Genomic DNA, 16361 nt, shown 5'->3' with positions numbered 1-16361 from the left:
CGCAGAACGGTCCGGTCAGCCCCGTGTGCCGGCCTCCAGGGCCAGCAGCAGGCTCTTTGCCACCGCGCCGCCCAGGTAGCCGCCCTGGCTGCCGTCGCTGCGCACCACGCGGTGGCACGGCACCACCACAGGCAGCGGGTTTTTGGCGCAGGCAGTCCCCACGGCCCGCATGGCCCGGGGGTTGCCGGCCAGCTCCGCCACTGCCGCATAGCTGGCCGTGTGGCCGTAGCCAATGCGTGGCAGCGCGGCCAGCACATTGAGCCGGAACCCGGTGGCGAGCCGGAAGTCCAAGGGCACGTCGAAGACCCGGCGCGTGCCGGCAAAGTACTCCTCCAGCTCGCGGGCCACCGTGTCCAGCCGCTTCGGCGCCTTGAGCACCCGCGGGCTGATGGTCTTCGCCAGCAGCTCCAGCACGGCGCCGTGGTCCTCCACGGCGTACGCCACCCGGACCAGCCCGGCCGCCGTGGCGGCCAGCAGCAGCGGCCCCACGGGGGTGTCCACGCTGCGGTAGGCAACATCCACCAACCCCTCGGCCTCGGCGGCGGCGGACAGGGACCGCGACAGGCGCCCCACCGCGTCGTCGTCGAAGGCCAGCGCCTCCGGCGAGCCGAGGGCCGCCAGCGTCGGAAATTCCGGTGTGTGGGTGGTGGTCATGGCAAGTCTCCATTCGTGCGGGCGCGCAGTGTCTTCATGCCGTCGGCGGCGGCCCGGCGCGCGGCGGCCTCTGTATTGCCCAACAGCTCGCCGATCCTGGCGAAGGGCAGCCCGGCGAGGTAGTGGTAGCCAATGGCTGCGCGCTGTTTGGGCGGCAGCGTGGCCACCAGCGTCCACAGCTCCGCCGCCTCAAGGGGAAGCCCGACGGCGGAACCCGGGTCCGCGGCCTCCGGCAGCTCGGGCATGGGGGCCGGCAGCCGGGCGCCGCGGCGGTGGTGGTCGGTGGCCTTGTGCTTCGCAATCGTGGCCAGCCACGCCTCGGTGTTGGCGCCGTCGTCAAGCTCCGGATAGGCGCGCAGGGCGGCCAGAAAGGTCTCCTGCCACACGTCCTCGGCCTCCTGGAAGCCCACCAGGGCTCGGCAGAGCCGCAGCATGGCCGCGCCGTGGTGCTCCACCAGCACCTCGAACGGAACCCGACCCGGCGAGGGCACCATCAGAACAGGGCCTCGGCGTGCCCGCGCGCGGGGTTTTCCAGCTCCAGCAGAAACTCCTTGCGCGCCAGCCCGCCGGCGTAGCCCACCAGCGAGCCATCGGCACCCACCACCCGGTGGCAGGGGACGATGATGCTGATCGGGTTGCGGCCGTTGGCCGAGCCCACCGCCTGGGCCAGGGACCTGTCGCCCAAAATCCGGGCGATGTCCCCGTAGCTGCGCAATTCGCCGTAGGGGATCAGCCGCAGCTGCTCCCAGACCTTGTGCTGGAAGGCGTTGCCCACCGGGGCCAGCGGCAGGTCAAAGGCGCGCCGGTCGTGGGCAAAGTACTCGCCCAGCTGCTGGGCCGTAGCGGCGAACAGCGGGTCGGTGGCTGCCTGGACCAGCGCACCCATGGTTTCCGGGCCCGGGAGCCGCTTGTGGCTCTCCATGTACACCCCGCACAGGGCGCCGTCGTCGGCCACGGCGGTCAAGACACCCAACGGCGAGTCAATCAGGGCGTGCGTCCTCATGGTCCGCTCCTTCCATGCCGGCCTTGGGGGTTTCCGAAGGCTTCAACACTGGGTAGACGATCCGCAGCGGTGTTTCGTGAGATCCTGCGTCCAGCTACGGCCGGGCGGCGAAGCGCTCCAGCAGATCCACATGTCCGGAGACGATCAGCATGTCGCGGCTGGAAACCTTGGTGTCCGGCTGGGCGTAGGTGAAGTCCTCGCCCGGAGACTTCACGCCCACCACGGTGATGCCGTACTTGCTGCGGACCTTGGACTCGGCCAGCGTGAAGCCCTGGGTTTCCTTGGGCGGGTGCATCTTCACGATCGCAAAATCGTCGTCGAACTCGATGAAGTCCAGCATCCGCCCGCCCACCAGGTGGGCCGCACGGACACCGGCGTCGGCCTCCGGATAGATCACGTGGTTGGCGCCGATGCGGGTGAGGATCTTGCCGTGCGACTGGGTGATGGCCTTGACCCAGAGGTGCTCGATGCCCAGATCCACCAGGTTCACGGTGATGAGCACGCTGGATTCGATGGAGGTGCCCACGCCGACGACGGCGGAACTGAAGTCCTGTGCGCCCAGCTGGCGCAGTGCATCGATGTTCGTGGCGTCTGCCTCCACCACATGGGTCAGGGTTCCGGCCCACTTCTGCACCAGGGCGGGGTCGCGCTCGATGGCCAGGACCTCGCGGCCCTGCTTGACCAGCTGGTCCGCGGTGGCCGAGCCGAAACGGCCCAGACCGATGACCAGCACGGGGGCATTGTGCGGCGGGCGGTTGTTGGAGCTGGACTTCTCAGCCAATGATCGGCCTCTCTTCGGGGTAGTGGTACAGCTGGCGGCGTTGGCGCAGGGCAAGGGCCGCGGCCAGGGTGATGCTGCCGACGCGGCCGGCGAACATGAGGACTGACAAGACGTAGACGCCCGACGGCGGCAGCTCGGCGCTGAGGCCGGTGCTCAGGCCCACCGTGGCGAAGGCGGAGATGGTTTCAAAGAGCACGCGGTCCAGGCTGGCCCCGCTGATGCCCAGCAACAGCCCCGTCGCCACCAGAACGAAGGTGGCGCCCATCATGATCACCGAGATGGCCACGCGCATGGTGCCCTGCGGGATGGTGCGGCCGTAGATCTTCACATCGCTGTCGCCGCGGGCCTCGGCCACAATGGCCAGGAACATCACTGCCAGCGTTGTCACCTTGATGCCGCCGGCCGTGGAGGCCGAGCCGCCGCCGGCAAACATCAGGGCATCGGTGAGCAGCATGGTGGGGGAGTTCATGGCGTTCATGTCCACCAGATTGAAGCCCAGGGACCGGGTCATGACCGAGGCAAAAATGGAGTGGGTGATCTTGTCGCCCACGCTCATATAGCCAATGGTTTGGGGGTTGGTCCACTCCATCGCCGCCCACAGCACGGCCCCGGCGCCCAGCAGCATCAGGGAGACCTGCACCGTCAGTTTGGCGTGCAACGTCCACCGTTTCACATTGAAGCCGGTGGCCAGCAGCACCATCATCACCGGGAAGCCCAGGCTGCCGACGAAGCCGCCCACCATCAGCGGCACGAGGATCCACAGATCGGTCTCGTACGGCACTACGCCATCCGAATGCGGGGTGAAACCGGCGTTGTTGAAGGAAGAGATTGAGTAGAAGACCGCATGCCAGATGGCCAGTGGAACCGGCTCGCCCAGGATGATGAAGCGCGGAGCCAGAACCAGCGCCAGCACCACTTCGGCGGCCACGGAGGTGCTGATCACGATCCGCAGCAGCGTACCCACCTCGCCCAGCCGACCGGCGTTCATGGCCTCCTGGGCAATCAGCTTTCCGCGCACACCCAGGCGCTTGCTGACCATCAGGGACATCAGCGAGGCCAGCGTCAGGATGCCCAAACCGCCGACAAAGATGCCAATGAGGATCACCAGCTGGCCAAAGAACGTCCAGTGCAGGGCCGTGGACACGGTGGTCAGACCCGTGACACACACCGCCGAGACGGCCGTAAAAAGGGCGTCGTGGAACGGCGTCACCTGCCCGTTGGCGGCCGCGATGGGCAGCGACAGCAGGGAAGTGAACAGCAGGATGACCAGGGCAAAAACAATCAAGGCCAGCCGTGCGGGGGAGCTGTTGGCCACCCGGTCCACGAAGTCGCGGACGGTGGTGACGAAGCGCAGAACGGGGGATTTGTCGGAGATGTGCAGGAGCTGCTCCTGTTTGGTCGCCATTGCGCGCCGGCACCTCCTCGCCCACCGGGAACGGCGGGGACTATGTTGGGCCGATTTTGGCCCTGCTGAGTAGTTAACCACTTTTCCTCGCCGATGCGCTGCGGTGCGGCATGGAGAGCTTGGATTAGATAGCCTGTGGTGGATGTCATCCTTCGCCAGTTCCGGCCCGGCCGCCGTTCCCACCGCCCTGGTGTGGGATCCGGCGCTGACCGCCTACAACTTTGGCCCGGGGCACCCGATGACCCCGGCCCGGCTGGAGCTGACGGCCCGGCTGGCCAACGATCTGGGCATCTTCGACCGCCCCCAGGTGCGGATGCTTGCCCCGGAGGTCGCCGCCGATGAGCAGCTGGCACGGGTGCACAGCCTGGAATACATCGCTGCCGTGCGCCGCGTTGGCCAGAACCCCACGCTCACGGACCCGGCCCACGGGCTGGGCACCGAGGACGACCCAGCCTTTGCCGGCATGCACGAGGCCAGCGCCAGGATCGCCGGCGGCTCCCTGATGGCGGTGGAGGCCGTGCTGGACGGCTCGGCGGTGCGGTCGGTGAACTTTTCCGGCGGCATGCACCATGCCCACCGGGAGAAGGCCAGCGGCTTTTGCATCTACAACGACGCCGCCCTGGCCGTTGCGCGGTTGCTGGAGGGTGGCGTGCGGCGCGTGGCCTACATCGACATCGACGCCCACCACGGCGACGGCACCCAGTCCATCTTCTGGAACGATCCACGCGTGCTGACCATCTCGCTGCATGAGAGCGGGCTGAGCCTGTTTCCCGGGACCGGCTTTGCCAACGAGACGGGCGGGCCCGACGCCGTCGGCAGTGCCGTGAACGTCGCCCTGCCGGCCCGCACGGGAGACGCGGGCTGGCTGCGGGCCTTCCACGCCGTCGTGCCCCAATTGGTGGCCGCCTTCGAACCGGAGGTGATTCTCAGCCAGCACGGCTGCGACTCCCACCGCGACGATGAGCTGGCCCACCTGAACACCAGCGTGGACGCCCAGCGCGAGGCAGCACTGACCATCGCCTCGCTGGCCGCCCGGCACTGCGGGGGCCGCTGGATTGCCACCGGAGGCGGCGGCTACAACACCACCTCCGTGGTGCCGCGGGTCTGGAGCCATCTGATGGCCATTGCCACCGGAACACCCGTGCCGCTGCGCACCGAGGTGCCGCCGTCGTGGCGCAGCTACGTCCTTGAGCACTACGGCGCGGTGGCCCCGCTGCTGATGGGCGAGGACGCCGACACGTGGTGGCGCTCCTGGGAGGTGGGCTACAACCCGAACGACCCGGTGGACAGGACAGTGATGGCCACGCGCAGGGAGATCTTCCCGCTGCACGGGCTGGACCCCTGGTTCGACTGACTGGGCCGGCACTTTCCGTTCCACACCCCGCCTGGGCACAGCCCGGCGGAAGTTGGCGGACGCACCGGCGGCAATGGATGCCGCCAAGCGCATATGTCGCTAGGGTTAGGGCATGGTGACTGACGATGTATTCTCCGTGGTGGCGGAATCAACCCGGCGAGAGATCCTTGCAGCCCTTCGCGGCGGAGACAAGTCCGTAGGACAGCTGGTGGAGGAGCTGGAGGCCAGCCAACCCACCGTCTCCAAGCATCTGCGCGTACTCCGCGAGGCCACGCTGGTCACCATGCGGGCCGAGGGCCAGAAGCGTTTCTACAGCCTGAACCCGGCGCCGCTGGCCGCCGTCGTCGGCTGGCTGGCCGAGATTGGCGCGCCGGGCATGGATGCCGCACCGGCGCAGCAGTCCGATCCGCAGGGGCTCGACGCAGCCCACATCCAGACCACCGTGGTGCCCGAGCGCCGCGACGCCCGCACCGCCCAGCGCCCCGCCGTCGAGCGCCCCCAGGCAGCCACCGCGGCTGCCTCGGCGCAGGCACCTGCACCGGCACAGCCGCAGGAGCCGGCACGCGCCGGTGTCTCCGCCGCAGCGGCCATGCTTGAGGCCGGCGTCCACCCGGCAGCGGCCGGCGGTCCCAACGGCACGCGGCCAGGTGCTGGTGCTGGCACAGGAACCGGAACCGCCGTGGGCCGTCCCGTCGAGCGCAGCATGGCGCCTGCCGCCGCCCGCAGCACCGAGGGGGAGGCTTCCATGCCGGCGCAGATCGGGCGCAGCGTGGGCCGGGCCGCGAACAAGGCCGCAGATCTGCTCGCCAATCTGCCCAAGCCCAAGTTCGGCCGCCGCAAGGAGTAGCACCCCCCGGCGGGGATGGGGCCGGCGCGTACGGATTCCGTCAAGGATCCACCCCGGCGCGCATGATTCCCGTCAAGACCGGCGCCACGGGCCGCCTGCGGTGGTCCCATGGAAGCAGGGGACGCCGCAGCCATCCGGACTGCGGCCGAATCCGGGCAGGAGCGCACGGCACCATGGACGGCACGATTCGCAGCGCCGGCACCGCGCAGGACCCTGTGGACCGCGCAGCGGCCACTGGGGGATTGGTGGCGGTGGACGACGCCGGAGGCTTTTCCCTCCACCCCAGCGCCCAAGTCCTGCTGGTGGAGTTTGAATACCCCGCCGAGGCTGCCTGCATTCTCGACCGGGCCGGCCGCACCTTCGCGCTGCGGCTCGACGCGGATCGTCGATTGGTGCTGGGGCCGGCGGTGGCGCCGCTGGACGGCCAGTGGCTGCGCCGGGCGTGGTCTGCTGCCCAGCACCGCAGCGTGCGTGTGCACCCCCTCAAGCGCCTCCTCCCTTCCACCAGCGGGGCCCTGCTGGAGGCAATCTTCGAGACCCTGTGGCTCGAAGATGCCACGAAACCGCTGCCGGCCCCGTGGACCGTGGAGGCCGACGGCCGGACGGAACAGCCCGCGACGATCAACGACGTCGGCGCCCTGCTGGCGGCCCGCCGTCTTCGTGGCGGAACGCTGGTCCGGGATCCCTTCGGGCATCTGTACCGCCCCGTTGCGGCGGGCGGCATCCACTGGCGGCACCGGCTGCTGCCCGCCACGGGAGGGCGCATTTGTTACGTGGAGATTCCCCAGCCGGACTGATCCCTCTGCAGCCGCGTTCTTCCGCGGCACAAGAGCCCGCAGCAGGGGCCACCTGGTGGACATGTTGTCTCATAGTGTGGTTGCCATTGGCGGTGAACGTAGGACGACTGTCACACTTCTTGGGAGAATCTTTGGCGCCTATGCCCGGCGCACAACCCTGAGGAGAACCATGGATACAAGGCTGGAAGCCGTCCGGGACCAGGTCCTGGCCCGCAACCCCGGGGAGCGCGAGTTCCACCAGGCCGTCGCCGAGGTCTTTGAGAGCCTCGGCCCCGTGCTGGACAAGCACCCCGAATTCGTTGATGCTGCAGTGCTGCAGCGCCTCTGCGAGCCCGAGCGCCAGATCATCTTCCGCGTGCCGTGGATGGACGACGCCGGCCGCGTCCAGATCAACCGCGGCTTCCGCGTGGAGTTCAACTCCGCCCTGGGCCCGTACAAGGGTGGCCTGCGCTTCCACCCGTCCGTCTACCTGGGCATTGTGAAGTTCCTTGGCTTCGAGCAGATCTTCAAGAACGCCCTCACTGGCATGCCCATCGGCGGCGGCAAGGGTGGCTCGGACTTCGACCCGCGCGGCAAGTCCGACGCCGAGGTCATGCGCTTCTGCCAGTCCTTCATGACGGAGCTGTACCGCCACATCGGCGAGTACACCGACGTTCCCGCCGGCGACATCGGCGTGGGTGGGCGCGAAATCGGCTACCTCTTTGGCCAGTACAAGCGCATCACCAACCGCTACGAGTCCGGCGTTCTGACCGGCAAGGGTGTCTCCTGGGGTGGATCGCTGGTCCGTCCCGAGGCCACCGGCTACGGCACGGTGCTCTTCGCCAACGAAATGCTCAAGACCCGCGGCAGCTCCTTCGATGGCCAGCGCGTGTCCGTCTCCGGTTCCGGCAACGTGGCAACCTACGCCATCGCCAAGGCCCAGCAGCTGGGCGCCCACGTGGTGACGGCCTCGGATTCGGCAGGCTACATCGTGGACGAGGCCGGCATCGACCTGGCCCTGCTGAAGCAGATCAAGGAGGTGGAGCGCGGCCGCCTGAGCGAGTACGCGGCCCGCCGCGGCTCCGCCGTCAGCTATGTCGAGGGCGGTTCCGTCTGGGACGTCAACGCGACTGTGGCCCTGCCCTGTGCCACCCAGAACGAGCTCGACGCCGACGCCGCCGTGCGCCTGGTCAAGAACGGCGTCGTCGCCGTCGCCGAGGGTGCCAACATGCCCTCGACCTCCGACGCCGTCTCCGTCTTCCAGGAGGCAGGCATTCTGTTCGCCCCGGGCAAGGCAGCCAACGCCGGCGGCGTGGCAACCTCCGCCCTGGAAATGCAGCAGAACGCCAGCCGCGACTCCTGGACGTTCGAGCACACCGAGGCCCGCCTGACCGAGATCATGGTCAACATCCACAACAACTGCGCCACCACGGCGGAGGAGTACGGTGCACCGGGCAACTACGTCATGGGCGCCAACATCGCCGGTTTCGTCAAGGTTGCCGACGCCATGCTGGCCCAGGGCCTGATCTAGCCCCACGCTTCAACCCGCTGGGTGTATGGAAGACGCCGGTGTTCATCGCGAACACCGGCGTCTTTCGTACACCCAGCGCCTCCAGGGAACCCTAGGATGGTGGAATGCGCACCCACCAACTCGTCCTGGCCTGGATTGAAGAACAGCTGGCCGGCGGCGCCCTCACGGTGGGCGGCCGGCTCCCACCGGAGCGGGCGCTGGCCACCCAGCTCGCCGTCTCCCGCGCCTCCGTCCGCGAGGCCATCAGGATTCTGGAGGCCATGGGCGTGGTCCGTTCGGGCGTGGGTTCAGGGCCCGACGCCGGGACTGTGATCACGGCCGACCCCACGGCCGCGCTCGGTTCGGCACTGCGCCTGCACGTGGCCACCTCGCACTTTCCGGTGGCTGACATCGTCCAGACCCGTGTGCTGCTTGAATCCTGGTCCGTGGCGCATGCCGCCGCGCGCGGCCAGGCACCGGAATTGGATGCTGCAGCCGCCCTGCTGGAGCGGATGGATGCCTGCGCCGACGCCGATGAATTCCTCGCGCTGGACGCGGCCTTCCATGTGGAGCTGGCCAAGGCGGCCGGCAACGCCGTCGTCGGCGCGATGATGGGCTCCCTGCGCGCCGCCATCCAGGGCTACGCCAGCTCGCTGACCGCCAACCTTCCCGACTGGGACGCCACCTCCGCCAGGCTGCAGGGGGAGCACCGGGGCATCCTGGAAGCCATCCGGGCCGGCGACGGCGCCCGCGCCGGCACCCTGGTGGGCGCGCACATCGAGGGGTACTACCGCGAGGCCGGCATGCCTTCCCCCGCGTCGGGTTCCGGGGACACTCCGGGCGCCTAGGCCTCCCTGCGCCGCCCTTGGGGCAGGATCGAGGAAGGGGAGCCCACACCCGGACAAGCCATGTGGGCGCCATGGAGGGGGACCCGGGTGACCGGCACGCAGCGCAGCATCATCTACCCGGCGCGGATCATCCGCACTCTGGACCCGGCCCGGCCGGTGGCGCAGGCCGTAGCCGTCCGTGGGGACAGGATTCTGGCCGTGGGCTCGCTGGCCGAGCTGCGCCGCTACCCGGGCACCGCCGTCGACGATCGGTATGCGGACACGGTGCTGCTGCCCGGCTTCGTCGAGGCGCACAGCCACACGCATTCCGGCGGACTCTGGGACAACGTCTATGTGGGCAGATTCGACCGACGAGACCCGGACGGCCGGTTGTGGCCCGGTTGTGCCACAACGGCCCAGGTGCTGGAACGGCTACGTGAGGCGGAGCGTCTGCTGCCGCCGGACCCCTCGGTGGTGCTCACTGCCTGGGGGCTGGATCCCATCTACTATCCCGGCGAACAGGTGCTGGCCCGCGAGCTGGACACCGTCTCGACCACCCGGCCCATCAAGGTTGACCATGCCAGCGGCCACATCGTGGTGCTGAACTCCGCTGCCCTGCAGCGCTGCGGGATCGCCGTCTCCTTCGGCATCGAGGGCGTGGAGGTTGATGCGCACGGCGCCCCCACCGGCGAGCTGCGCGAGTTCGCGGCCATGGCATTGGCCGCCCCGCTGGCCCCGGCCCCGGATCCGGCCGCCTTTGCCCGGGCACTGGCCCGCTTTGGCCGGGACGCCGTGAACAATGGCGTCACCACGGCCACGGATCTGGGCACGGAACTGTTGATGGACGACGGCGGCGTGGCGGCGTACCGTGCCGCCGTCGGGGAGGACTACCCGGCGCGTCTGTCCGTCTTCCACTACGGCGGCGGGACCGTGCTGCCTGCGCAGGCGGCGGACCGGCTGCAGCGGCTGCGGGGGAGCGGAACGGACCGGCTGCGGATGGGCCATGTGAAGCTCTTCCTAGACGGGTCCATCCAGGGCTTCACCGCCCGGCTGCAGGAGCCCGGCTACCTCAATGGGCAGCCCAACGGCCTGTGGAGCATGCCGCTTCAGGCGTTTGCCGCAGCCTTTGAGGACTTCCACCGGGCCGGGCTGCTGGTGCATGTGCACTGCAACGGCGATGAAGCCACGGAGGTGTTCCTGGACGTGGTTGAGGACATCCTCGCCCGGCATCCCCGCCCCGACCACCGGCACACCGTGACCCACTCGCAGCTGAGCACGCCCGCACAGTACCGACGGATGGCCGCGCTGGGGGTGGGTGCCAACCTTTTTGCCAACCACATCCGCGCCTGGGGCGACCAGCATATGGACATCACCGTGGGCCCGGACCGCGCGGCCCGGATGAATGCCACGGCCACGGCGCTGCGCGCCGGGGTGCCCATCGCCCTGCACAGCGACACCCCCGTCACGGAGATGGCCCCGCTGAAGAGCGTCCAGCATGCTGCCACCCGGCTGACGGCGTCGGGGCGGGTGATGGGCGGCGGCGAGCGGATCTCCGTGGCGCAGGGGCTGCATGCCGTGACGCTGGGCGCGGCCTATCTGCTGAAGATGGACCACGAGGTGGGGTCGCTGGAACCGGGCAAATTTGCCGATTTGGCGGTGCTCGCGGAGGATCCATTCCAGCGGCCGGCTGCCGAGGTGGGCTCCATCGCCGTGGCCGGGACCATGGTGGGCGGACGGCACTGCGTCGCCGCCGTGTGACGGACACGATTTGCCGCTGCGCTCGGCACGGGCATATGGTGTTGCCATGACAAACCGTTGGTATGCGTATTTTTCGTTGGCTCTGGAGGGGCCCGCGTCTAACTGACACGCATCCAACCCACCTTCAGAGCCAACAGGACAGAGATTATTCTCTGTCCTTCGCCGTATCCGGCGGGTTCTGTCCAGGGCCCGCTCCCAGCCCAAAATGAGGAAGCACCCCGTGAACAGCACCGTAGCCACCGGCCCCGCACACCAGATCCAGTCCACCTCGAATCTGCGGGTCAGTGAGTTCACCGCTCTGCCGACGCCGTCCGAGCTCGCCACCGAACTCCCGCTTGACGCGGCGGCCAGCTCCGTCGTCGAGCGCGGCCGCGACCAGGTCCGCGCCATCATGGACGGCGTGGACGACCGCCTGCTGGTGGTGGTGGGCCCGTGCTCCATCCACGATCCCAAGGCCGGGCTGGAATACGCCCGCCGGCTGGTCAGCGCCGCCGAGCGCCACAAGGAAGACCTGCTCATCGTGATGCGCGCCTACTTCGAGAAGCCGCGCACCACCGTCGGCTGGAAGGGCCTGATCAACGATCCGCACCTGGACGGCAGCCACGACGTCGCCACCGGCCTGCGCATGGCCCGCGAATTCCTGCTCGAGGTGGCAGCCCTGGGCATGCCCGCCGGCACCGAGTTCCTCGAACCCATCAGCCCGCAGTACACAGCCGATCTGGTGACGTGGGGTGCCATCGGTGCCCGCACCACCGAAAGCCAGATCCACCGCCAGCTCTCCTCCGGCCTGTCCATGCCGATTGGCTTCAAGAACGGCACCGACGGCGGCCTCCAGGTGGCCCTTGACGCCTGCTCCGCCTCCAGCGCCGCGCAGTCTTTCCTGGGCATCGACGGCGACGGCCGCGCGTCGCTGGTCTCCACCGCGGGCAACCCGGACACGCACCTGATCCTGCGCGGCGGACGCAAGGGCCCCAACTACGGAGCCGACGACGTCGCCGCGGCCTCCGCGCAGCTGGCCGCTGCCGGGCTGAACCCGCGCCTGATCGTGGACGCCAGCCACGCCAACTCCGGCAAGAGCCACCACCGCCAGGCCGAGGTGGCCCTGGAAATCGGCGCCCAGCTGGAGGCCGGCGGCGCCGCTGCCCACGCCGTCGCGGGTGTCATGCTGGAGAGCTTCCTGGTGGGCGGGGCCCAGAACCTCGACGTCGAAGAGGTTGCCGCCGGCACCGCTGAGCTCACCTACGGGCAGAGCGTGACGGACGCCTGCATGGAATGGGACGTCACCTCTTCGGTGCTGGACCACCTCTCCCGCAGCGTCCGGGTCCGCCGGGAGCTCGGGCAGGACTGACCTGCTCCACTGCTGCGGCAACTCCGGCGGGAACAACGGCGGCGGTTGGCAGGGCTGGTGCCCGGCCTGCCGCCGCCGTCGTCGTGTCCAACCGCTACCCCAGGCGGGTCACGGTCCCGGGGAAGGGCCGGGCGTTGGTGCCGCCGCCTCCGTTGGCCTGCTGGTTGACGGTGGAAATGCCCCCGATCAGCCCGTTGGGATCCCCGCCGGCCTTTTGGATCAGCAGCGCGTAGTAGGCGGCATCCTCGTTGGCCGAATTGCTGAGCAGCGACATGTCCCCAGTGGTGTTGAGGATTTCCTTGTGCGCCGCCGCGGCATTGGCCTGGAATTCGTTGAGCTGATCGGCTGTCAGGGAGATGGCCACGCTCTGCCCGGCCTCGTAGCCGCTCCCGGAGAAGCCCGAATACTTGGACGTATTCAGCATCTGTGCCTCGATGTCGCTGATGTTGGCGACCGTGTAGGTGTAGACCTTGGAATCGGGGATGGGGTTTCCGGCAGCGTTGAACTGCACGCTGGCGCTCATGTCCGCACGGCCCGGATCCTGGATGGTCAAGGTCTGCTCCGAGGTCCCGTTGCCGTACTTCGTCTCCACCAGCGAGGATTCGTAGGCCGCGGATTCGAAGCTGGCCTCGAAATCGAAGACCTTCAGGCTGGCCTCCTGGGAGTTGGAGTAGTCCAAACGTTGGACGGTGGCGGCATCGGAGACACCGGCGCCGTTCTGGCCGGGAATGGTGCCGTTCGCGAGGGTGTTGGCCAGCGCTGCACGGCCCTCCGCGGTGGAGGTGTCGAAGGTGGCCGAGGCCACGGTGGAGCCGGCCAGGGAGTGGCTGGCACCCACCGCCGCTTTGGCCTCGTCGAAGCTCACCGACAGTGAGGCCTTGTTGGTGACGGCATCCTGCGGGCCGGACATCACCGTGACGGAGGAGTCTCCCCCCTTGCTGATGGTCTGGGTGGTGCCCTTCTGGGTGTCAACGCTGCCGTCCAGGCCCAGTGCGCCGTATTTCAGACCAAGACCCTGCGCTGCAGTGGCCGAGCTGTCCACCTGGATGCTGGTGCCCGGCGGCCATGAGGAGGGGTCGTTGGGGTTGATGCTCAAGGGGTCCACGCCCTTGGGAACCGTGATCTTGTATTCGATCTTCTGACCGTCTGCCAGGGTGCCTTCGATACCAAACCGGCCCAGGTCCATCGACACGCTGCCTTCGGTGCTGATGGTGGAGGTGATCTTGTAGGTGTCGCTGCTGTCGTCGTGGCCCACCTCGGCAGCGACGGTGCTGATCTGCTTGATGCCGCCGTCCATGCCGAACTTGTCGGAATCGATCCCGCCCAGCCCGGGCAGGTTGTTCAGCGGAATCTTGTCCGTGGACAGGCCGCTGGAACCGGTCACCGTGGCACTGTCCGAATCCGGCCCGCGTGTGACGGAGACCCCCAGCTCGTTGGTGCCGCCCGGAAGCACCGGCGGGCGGGGAAGGAACGACGGCGGCAGAGCGGCGCCGGCGGTTGATGCCGAGCCGAAATCCGAACTGGAGCCCGAACCGTTGAAGCCGGATCCGCCCGATGTGCCGCCGTTGCCGGAGCTGGTCTGCACCTGGTCGTCGGCATTCTTGCGCAGCATCTCCGCGTTCTCGCGGAGCATGGCCGCCGCACTGAGCAGTTTGGGTGCCTGCTGGCTGGAGAACCGGCCGACAATGGCGGTGGCATCCTGGCCCTGCCAGCGGATGCGGGAAAAGCCGCCCCGCAGCGCCGAACACGCGCGCTCCAATGACGCGGCGCCCTCATCCATCATGGTGGCCAATCCCCGCAGATCCTCCGGATCGGCTCCCTGCATTCCTGACACGACTGTCCCCCTGGTTCCGTGGCGCGGATCCTTGCCACGCCGCCTGTCCACCCCAGTCTTGCAGGTCCGCAGCACTCTTTGCCGGTGCATTGTTCACAAGAGCCCCATCAGCCTCTACAGTTGCAGTCAAACAGCAGATTGGGCAGGTGCTCTGGAGGACGCCTCGGCCAAACGGATCCGGACCCAGAGCGAAGGGTGGCAGGGCCATGGCACAGGAGCAGAATTTCTCCGAGGTCAAGTTCTTGACGGTGGCGGAGGTCGCCGAGGTGATGCGCGTGTCCAAGATGACCGTCTACCGCCTGGTCCATGCCGGCGACCTGCCCGCGGTCCGTTTCGGCAAGTCCTACCGGGTGCCCGAATCCGCCGTCGCAGCGTATCTGGAGCAGGCCGTCGTCGACGTTCCCGGGAGCCACCCCGGCCATGCCCTGGGCAGTACTGGGGGCCATGCCCCAGGAGGGGCCCATTCGGCCGGTTCGGCGCATACTGCCTAGAGACGGTACGCTAGTAAAGATCCATTTTCGGTTTTGACCGATACCTGTGATCGGTCAGCCAATTCGAAGACGGCTACCTCGCGGTAGTGACGTTGTCATGAAAGTTTGAGGTCTACATGGGCTCAGTTATCAAGAAGCGCCGCAAGCGTATGGCGAAGAAGAAGCACCGCAAGCTGCTTCGCAAGACCCGCCACCAGCGCCGCAACAAGAAGTAGAGATACTTCTTATTGCACAAGGAGTGCCCGTTGCCGAAAGGTGGCGGGCATTTCTGCATCCCGGCCCCTCCGCCCGCCCAAGTAGGTGACAGCTGTGACACGTTTTTCGCACCAGAATGTGCGATAACTGTCACCTAGTTGGGCTGCTTGCCGCGCATCCGGCTCAGGCCCTTCCACAGGCCGTAGATGACGCCCGCGCCGGTGGCAGCGCGCAGGCCCAGGGTCGCCGCGCGCCGGCCGGAGCGGAAGTCGTAGACGGGCCAGTTGTTGTCGCGGGCATGGCGGCGCAGCTTGGCGTCCGGATTGATGGCCACGGGATGCCCGACGGCGGTCAGCAGCGGGATGTCGTTGTAGGAATCGCTGTAGCCCCAGCAGCGGGACAGGTCCAGGCCCTCGCGCTCGGCCACCTCGTGCACAGCCACGGCCTTGGCCGGGCCATGCAGGATCTCGCCCACCAGGCGGCCGGTGTAGAGACCGTCCTCCACCTCGCCCACCGTTCCCAGGGCGCCGGTCAGGTGCAGCCGGGAGGCAATCACACTGGCAACCTCGACGGGCGTGGCCGTCACCAGCCAGACCTGGCGCCCGGAACGGATGTGCTGCTCGGTCAGGGCGCGGGTGCCGGGCCAGATCTTGGAGACGATCATCTCGTCATAGACTTCTTCGCCCAGCTGCTTGATGAAGTCCGAGCTGATCCCGGTCGCGAAGGCCTGGGCGGCGTCGCGGACGGAATGTACGTCCTTCATGTTCTCGCCGCGGAAGATGAACTTGGCCTGCTTCCAGGCAAACCCGGCGGCATCGTGAAGGGTGAAGGCCTTCTTTTGGTACATCTTGCGCGCCACATGGAACAGGCTGGCACCCTTCATCAGGGTGTTGTCCACATCAAAAAAGGCGGCTTCGCCGAGGTGCTCCGGAGTAACCGAGCGGTCCTCGGCACTTTCCATGTTCACGTCGGGCATGCCTCGAGTCTAGTCAATCCATGCAGGCTGTGGGACACATTGAGCGGGTGGGGCCGGCCCATGACGGAGCCGGAGAGGGCACTCCGTCCCAGCCGTTACGGTGGAGGGATGGAAAAGATTTCCCCAGAAGACGCCGCGGCCTCCCCGCGGGTGCCGGAGCTGACCCTTGTCACCAAGTCCTCCTGCCACCTCTGCCACGATGCGCGCGAGGTGGTCTCCGCCGTCGCGGGGGAGCTGGGCATCCCCTTCACCGAGGCATCGATCGACGACGACGCCGGGCTGGCCGAGCGTTTTGCCGAGGAGATTCCGGTGGTCCTGGTGGACGGCGTCCAGCGCGACTTCTGGCGGATCGACCCGGTGCGCCTGCGCGCCGTCCTGCAGCAGGCCATGGGCGCCGCGTAGCCCACGGGTTCCGCGGTGCTGGGCGGGCCCGCGCCTGCCTCCCGCTCCTGTCTTCCCCCTCCCTTGGGGTCGTGACGCTGTTGGCGGACGCCAGTTGGTGGGCCGGGCACCGGCAACCTACAGTGGAGGTTACCCCCGCGCCGTGGCGGAACCCCCGCCACTGGCCGCACCAAGGGGTGGTTCTACAGTGGGTTGCAATC

Annotated in this window: 17 protein-coding genes; 10 read left to right on the top strand and 7 right to left on the bottom strand. The window is 68.3% G+C overall.

Annotated features, from left to right (window positions below; translation table 11 throughout):
• Positions 1-15: 15 nt before the first annotated feature.
• From K254_RS0114565 to K254_RS0114545, 5 genes are all read right to left on the bottom strand, one after another.
• Complete coding sequence (locus K254_RS0114565) at positions 16-654, bottom strand: methylated-DNA--[protein]-cysteine S-methyltransferase (protein WP_081710158.1); 639 nt, start codon at positions 652-654, stop codon at positions 16-18.
• On the bottom strand, positions 651-1148 hold the full coding sequence (locus K254_RS0114560; RefSeq protein WP_035750235.1) for an RNA polymerase sigma factor: 498 nt from the start codon (positions 1146-1148) through the stop codon (positions 651-653). The genes K254_RS0114565 and K254_RS0114560 overlap by 4 nt, the downstream gene beginning before the upstream one ends.
• Positions 1148-1657 (bottom strand): methylated-DNA--[protein]-cysteine S-methyltransferase, encoded by a 510-nt coding sequence (locus K254_RS0114555; protein WP_026555988.1) that lies wholly within the window; start codon positions 1655-1657, stop codon positions 1148-1150. Before K254_RS0114555 ends, K254_RS0114560 begins: the two co-directional genes overlap by 1 nt.
• A gap of 94 nt (positions 1658-1751) precedes the next feature.
• Positions 1752-2390: an NAD-binding protein gene (locus tag K254_RS0114550; protein ID WP_026555987.1), complete on the bottom strand. Its 639-nt coding sequence runs from the start codon at positions 2388-2390 to the stop codon at positions 1752-1754.
• A gap of 40 nt (positions 2391-2430) precedes the next feature.
• Complete coding sequence (locus tag K254_RS0114545; RefSeq protein ID WP_051389245.1) at positions 2431-3843, bottom strand: TrkH family potassium uptake protein; 1413 nt, start codon at positions 3841-3843, stop codon at positions 2431-2433.
• Between the two features lie 142 nt (positions 3844-3985).
• Here K254_RS0114545 and K254_RS0114540 point away from each other — a divergent pair, with 142 nt between their 5' ends.
• From K254_RS0114540 to K254_RS23385, 7 genes are all read left to right on the top strand, one after another.
• Complete coding sequence (locus K254_RS0114540) at positions 3986-5197, top strand: acetoin utilization protein AcuC (protein WP_026555985.1); 1212 nt, start codon at positions 3986-3988, stop codon at positions 5195-5197.
• A 112-nt stretch (positions 5198-5309) separates the two neighbouring features.
• Positions 5310-6044 carry an ArsR/SmtB family transcription factor gene (locus tag K254_RS0114535; protein ID WP_026555984.1) on the top strand — a complete coding sequence of 245 codons (735 nt, stop codon included), beginning with the start codon at positions 5310-5312 and terminating at the stop codon, positions 6042-6044.
• A 173-nt stretch (positions 6045-6217) separates the two neighbouring features.
• On the top strand, positions 6218-6841 hold the full coding sequence (locus K254_RS0114530; RefSeq protein WP_155848589.1) for a hypothetical protein: 624 nt from the start codon (positions 6218-6220) through the stop codon (positions 6839-6841).
• A 169-nt stretch (positions 6842-7010) separates the two neighbouring features.
• Positions 7011-8351, top strand: coding sequence for an NADP-specific glutamate dehydrogenase (gene gdhA / locus K254_RS0114525; RefSeq protein WP_026555982.1), 1341 nt, complete (start codon positions 7011-7013; stop codon positions 8349-8351).
• Between the two features lie 104 nt (positions 8352-8455).
• Positions 8456-9178, top strand: a complete 723-nt coding sequence (locus K254_RS0114520; RefSeq protein ID WP_026555981.1) for a FadR/GntR family transcriptional regulator — start codon at positions 8456-8458, stop codon at positions 9176-9178.
• A gap of 87 nt (positions 9179-9265) precedes the next feature.
• Positions 9266-10915 (top strand): amidohydrolase, encoded by a 1650-nt coding sequence (locus K254_RS0114515; RefSeq protein WP_026555980.1) that lies wholly within the window; start codon positions 9266-9268, stop codon positions 10913-10915.
• A gap of 220 nt (positions 10916-11135) precedes the next feature.
• Complete coding sequence (locus K254_RS23385) at positions 11136-12263, top strand: 3-deoxy-7-phosphoheptulonate synthase (protein WP_269209034.1); 1128 nt, start codon at positions 11136-11138, stop codon at positions 12261-12263.
• Positions 12264-12357: 94 nt separating this feature from the next.
• On the opposite strand, the gene K254_RS0114505 is transcribed toward K254_RS23385, so the two are convergent.
• Positions 12358-14097, bottom strand: a complete 1740-nt coding sequence (locus tag K254_RS0114505) for a hypothetical protein (RefSeq protein WP_155848588.1) — start codon at positions 14095-14097, stop codon at positions 12358-12360.
• Positions 14098-14303: 206 nt separating this feature from the next.
• Between K254_RS0114505 and K254_RS23380 the strand changes: the two genes are divergently transcribed.
• Together K254_RS23380 and K254_RS25420 are read left to right on the top strand one after the other, a co-directional pair.
• Complete coding sequence (locus K254_RS23380) at positions 14304-14588, top strand: helix-turn-helix domain-containing protein (protein ID WP_081710157.1); 285 nt, start codon at positions 14304-14306, stop codon at positions 14586-14588.
• A gap of 116 nt (positions 14589-14704) precedes the next feature.
• A complete protein-coding gene (locus K254_RS25420) occupies positions 14705-14803 on the top strand; it encodes a 30S ribosomal protein bS22 (protein ID WP_003792170.1) in 99 nt (32 codons plus the stop codon).
• 134 nt (positions 14804-14937) lie between these two features.
• Here the strand turns inward: K254_RS25420 and K254_RS0114490 are convergent, their stop codons facing one another.
• Positions 14938-15759, bottom strand: coding sequence for an HAD family hydrolase (locus K254_RS0114490; protein ID WP_026555978.1), 822 nt, complete (start codon positions 15757-15759; stop codon positions 14938-14940).
• Between the two features lie 108 nt (positions 15760-15867).
• Here K254_RS0114490 and K254_RS0114485 point away from each other — a divergent pair, with 108 nt between their 5' ends.
• Positions 15868-16161, top strand: a complete 294-nt coding sequence (locus tag K254_RS0114485) for a glutaredoxin family protein (protein ID WP_051389243.1) — start codon at positions 15868-15870, stop codon at positions 16159-16161.
• Positions 16162-16361 lie beyond the last annotated feature (200 nt).

Origin of the sequence: Arthrobacter sp. 35W (genome assembly GCF_000482545.1) — a bacterium.
In the GTDB taxonomy this organism is placed as follows: domain Bacteria; phylum Actinomycetota; class Actinomycetes; order Actinomycetales; family Micrococcaceae; genus Specibacter.
Note: the sequence above shows the minus strand (reverse complement) of the source record. Positions and strands in the feature narration are given on the sequence as shown.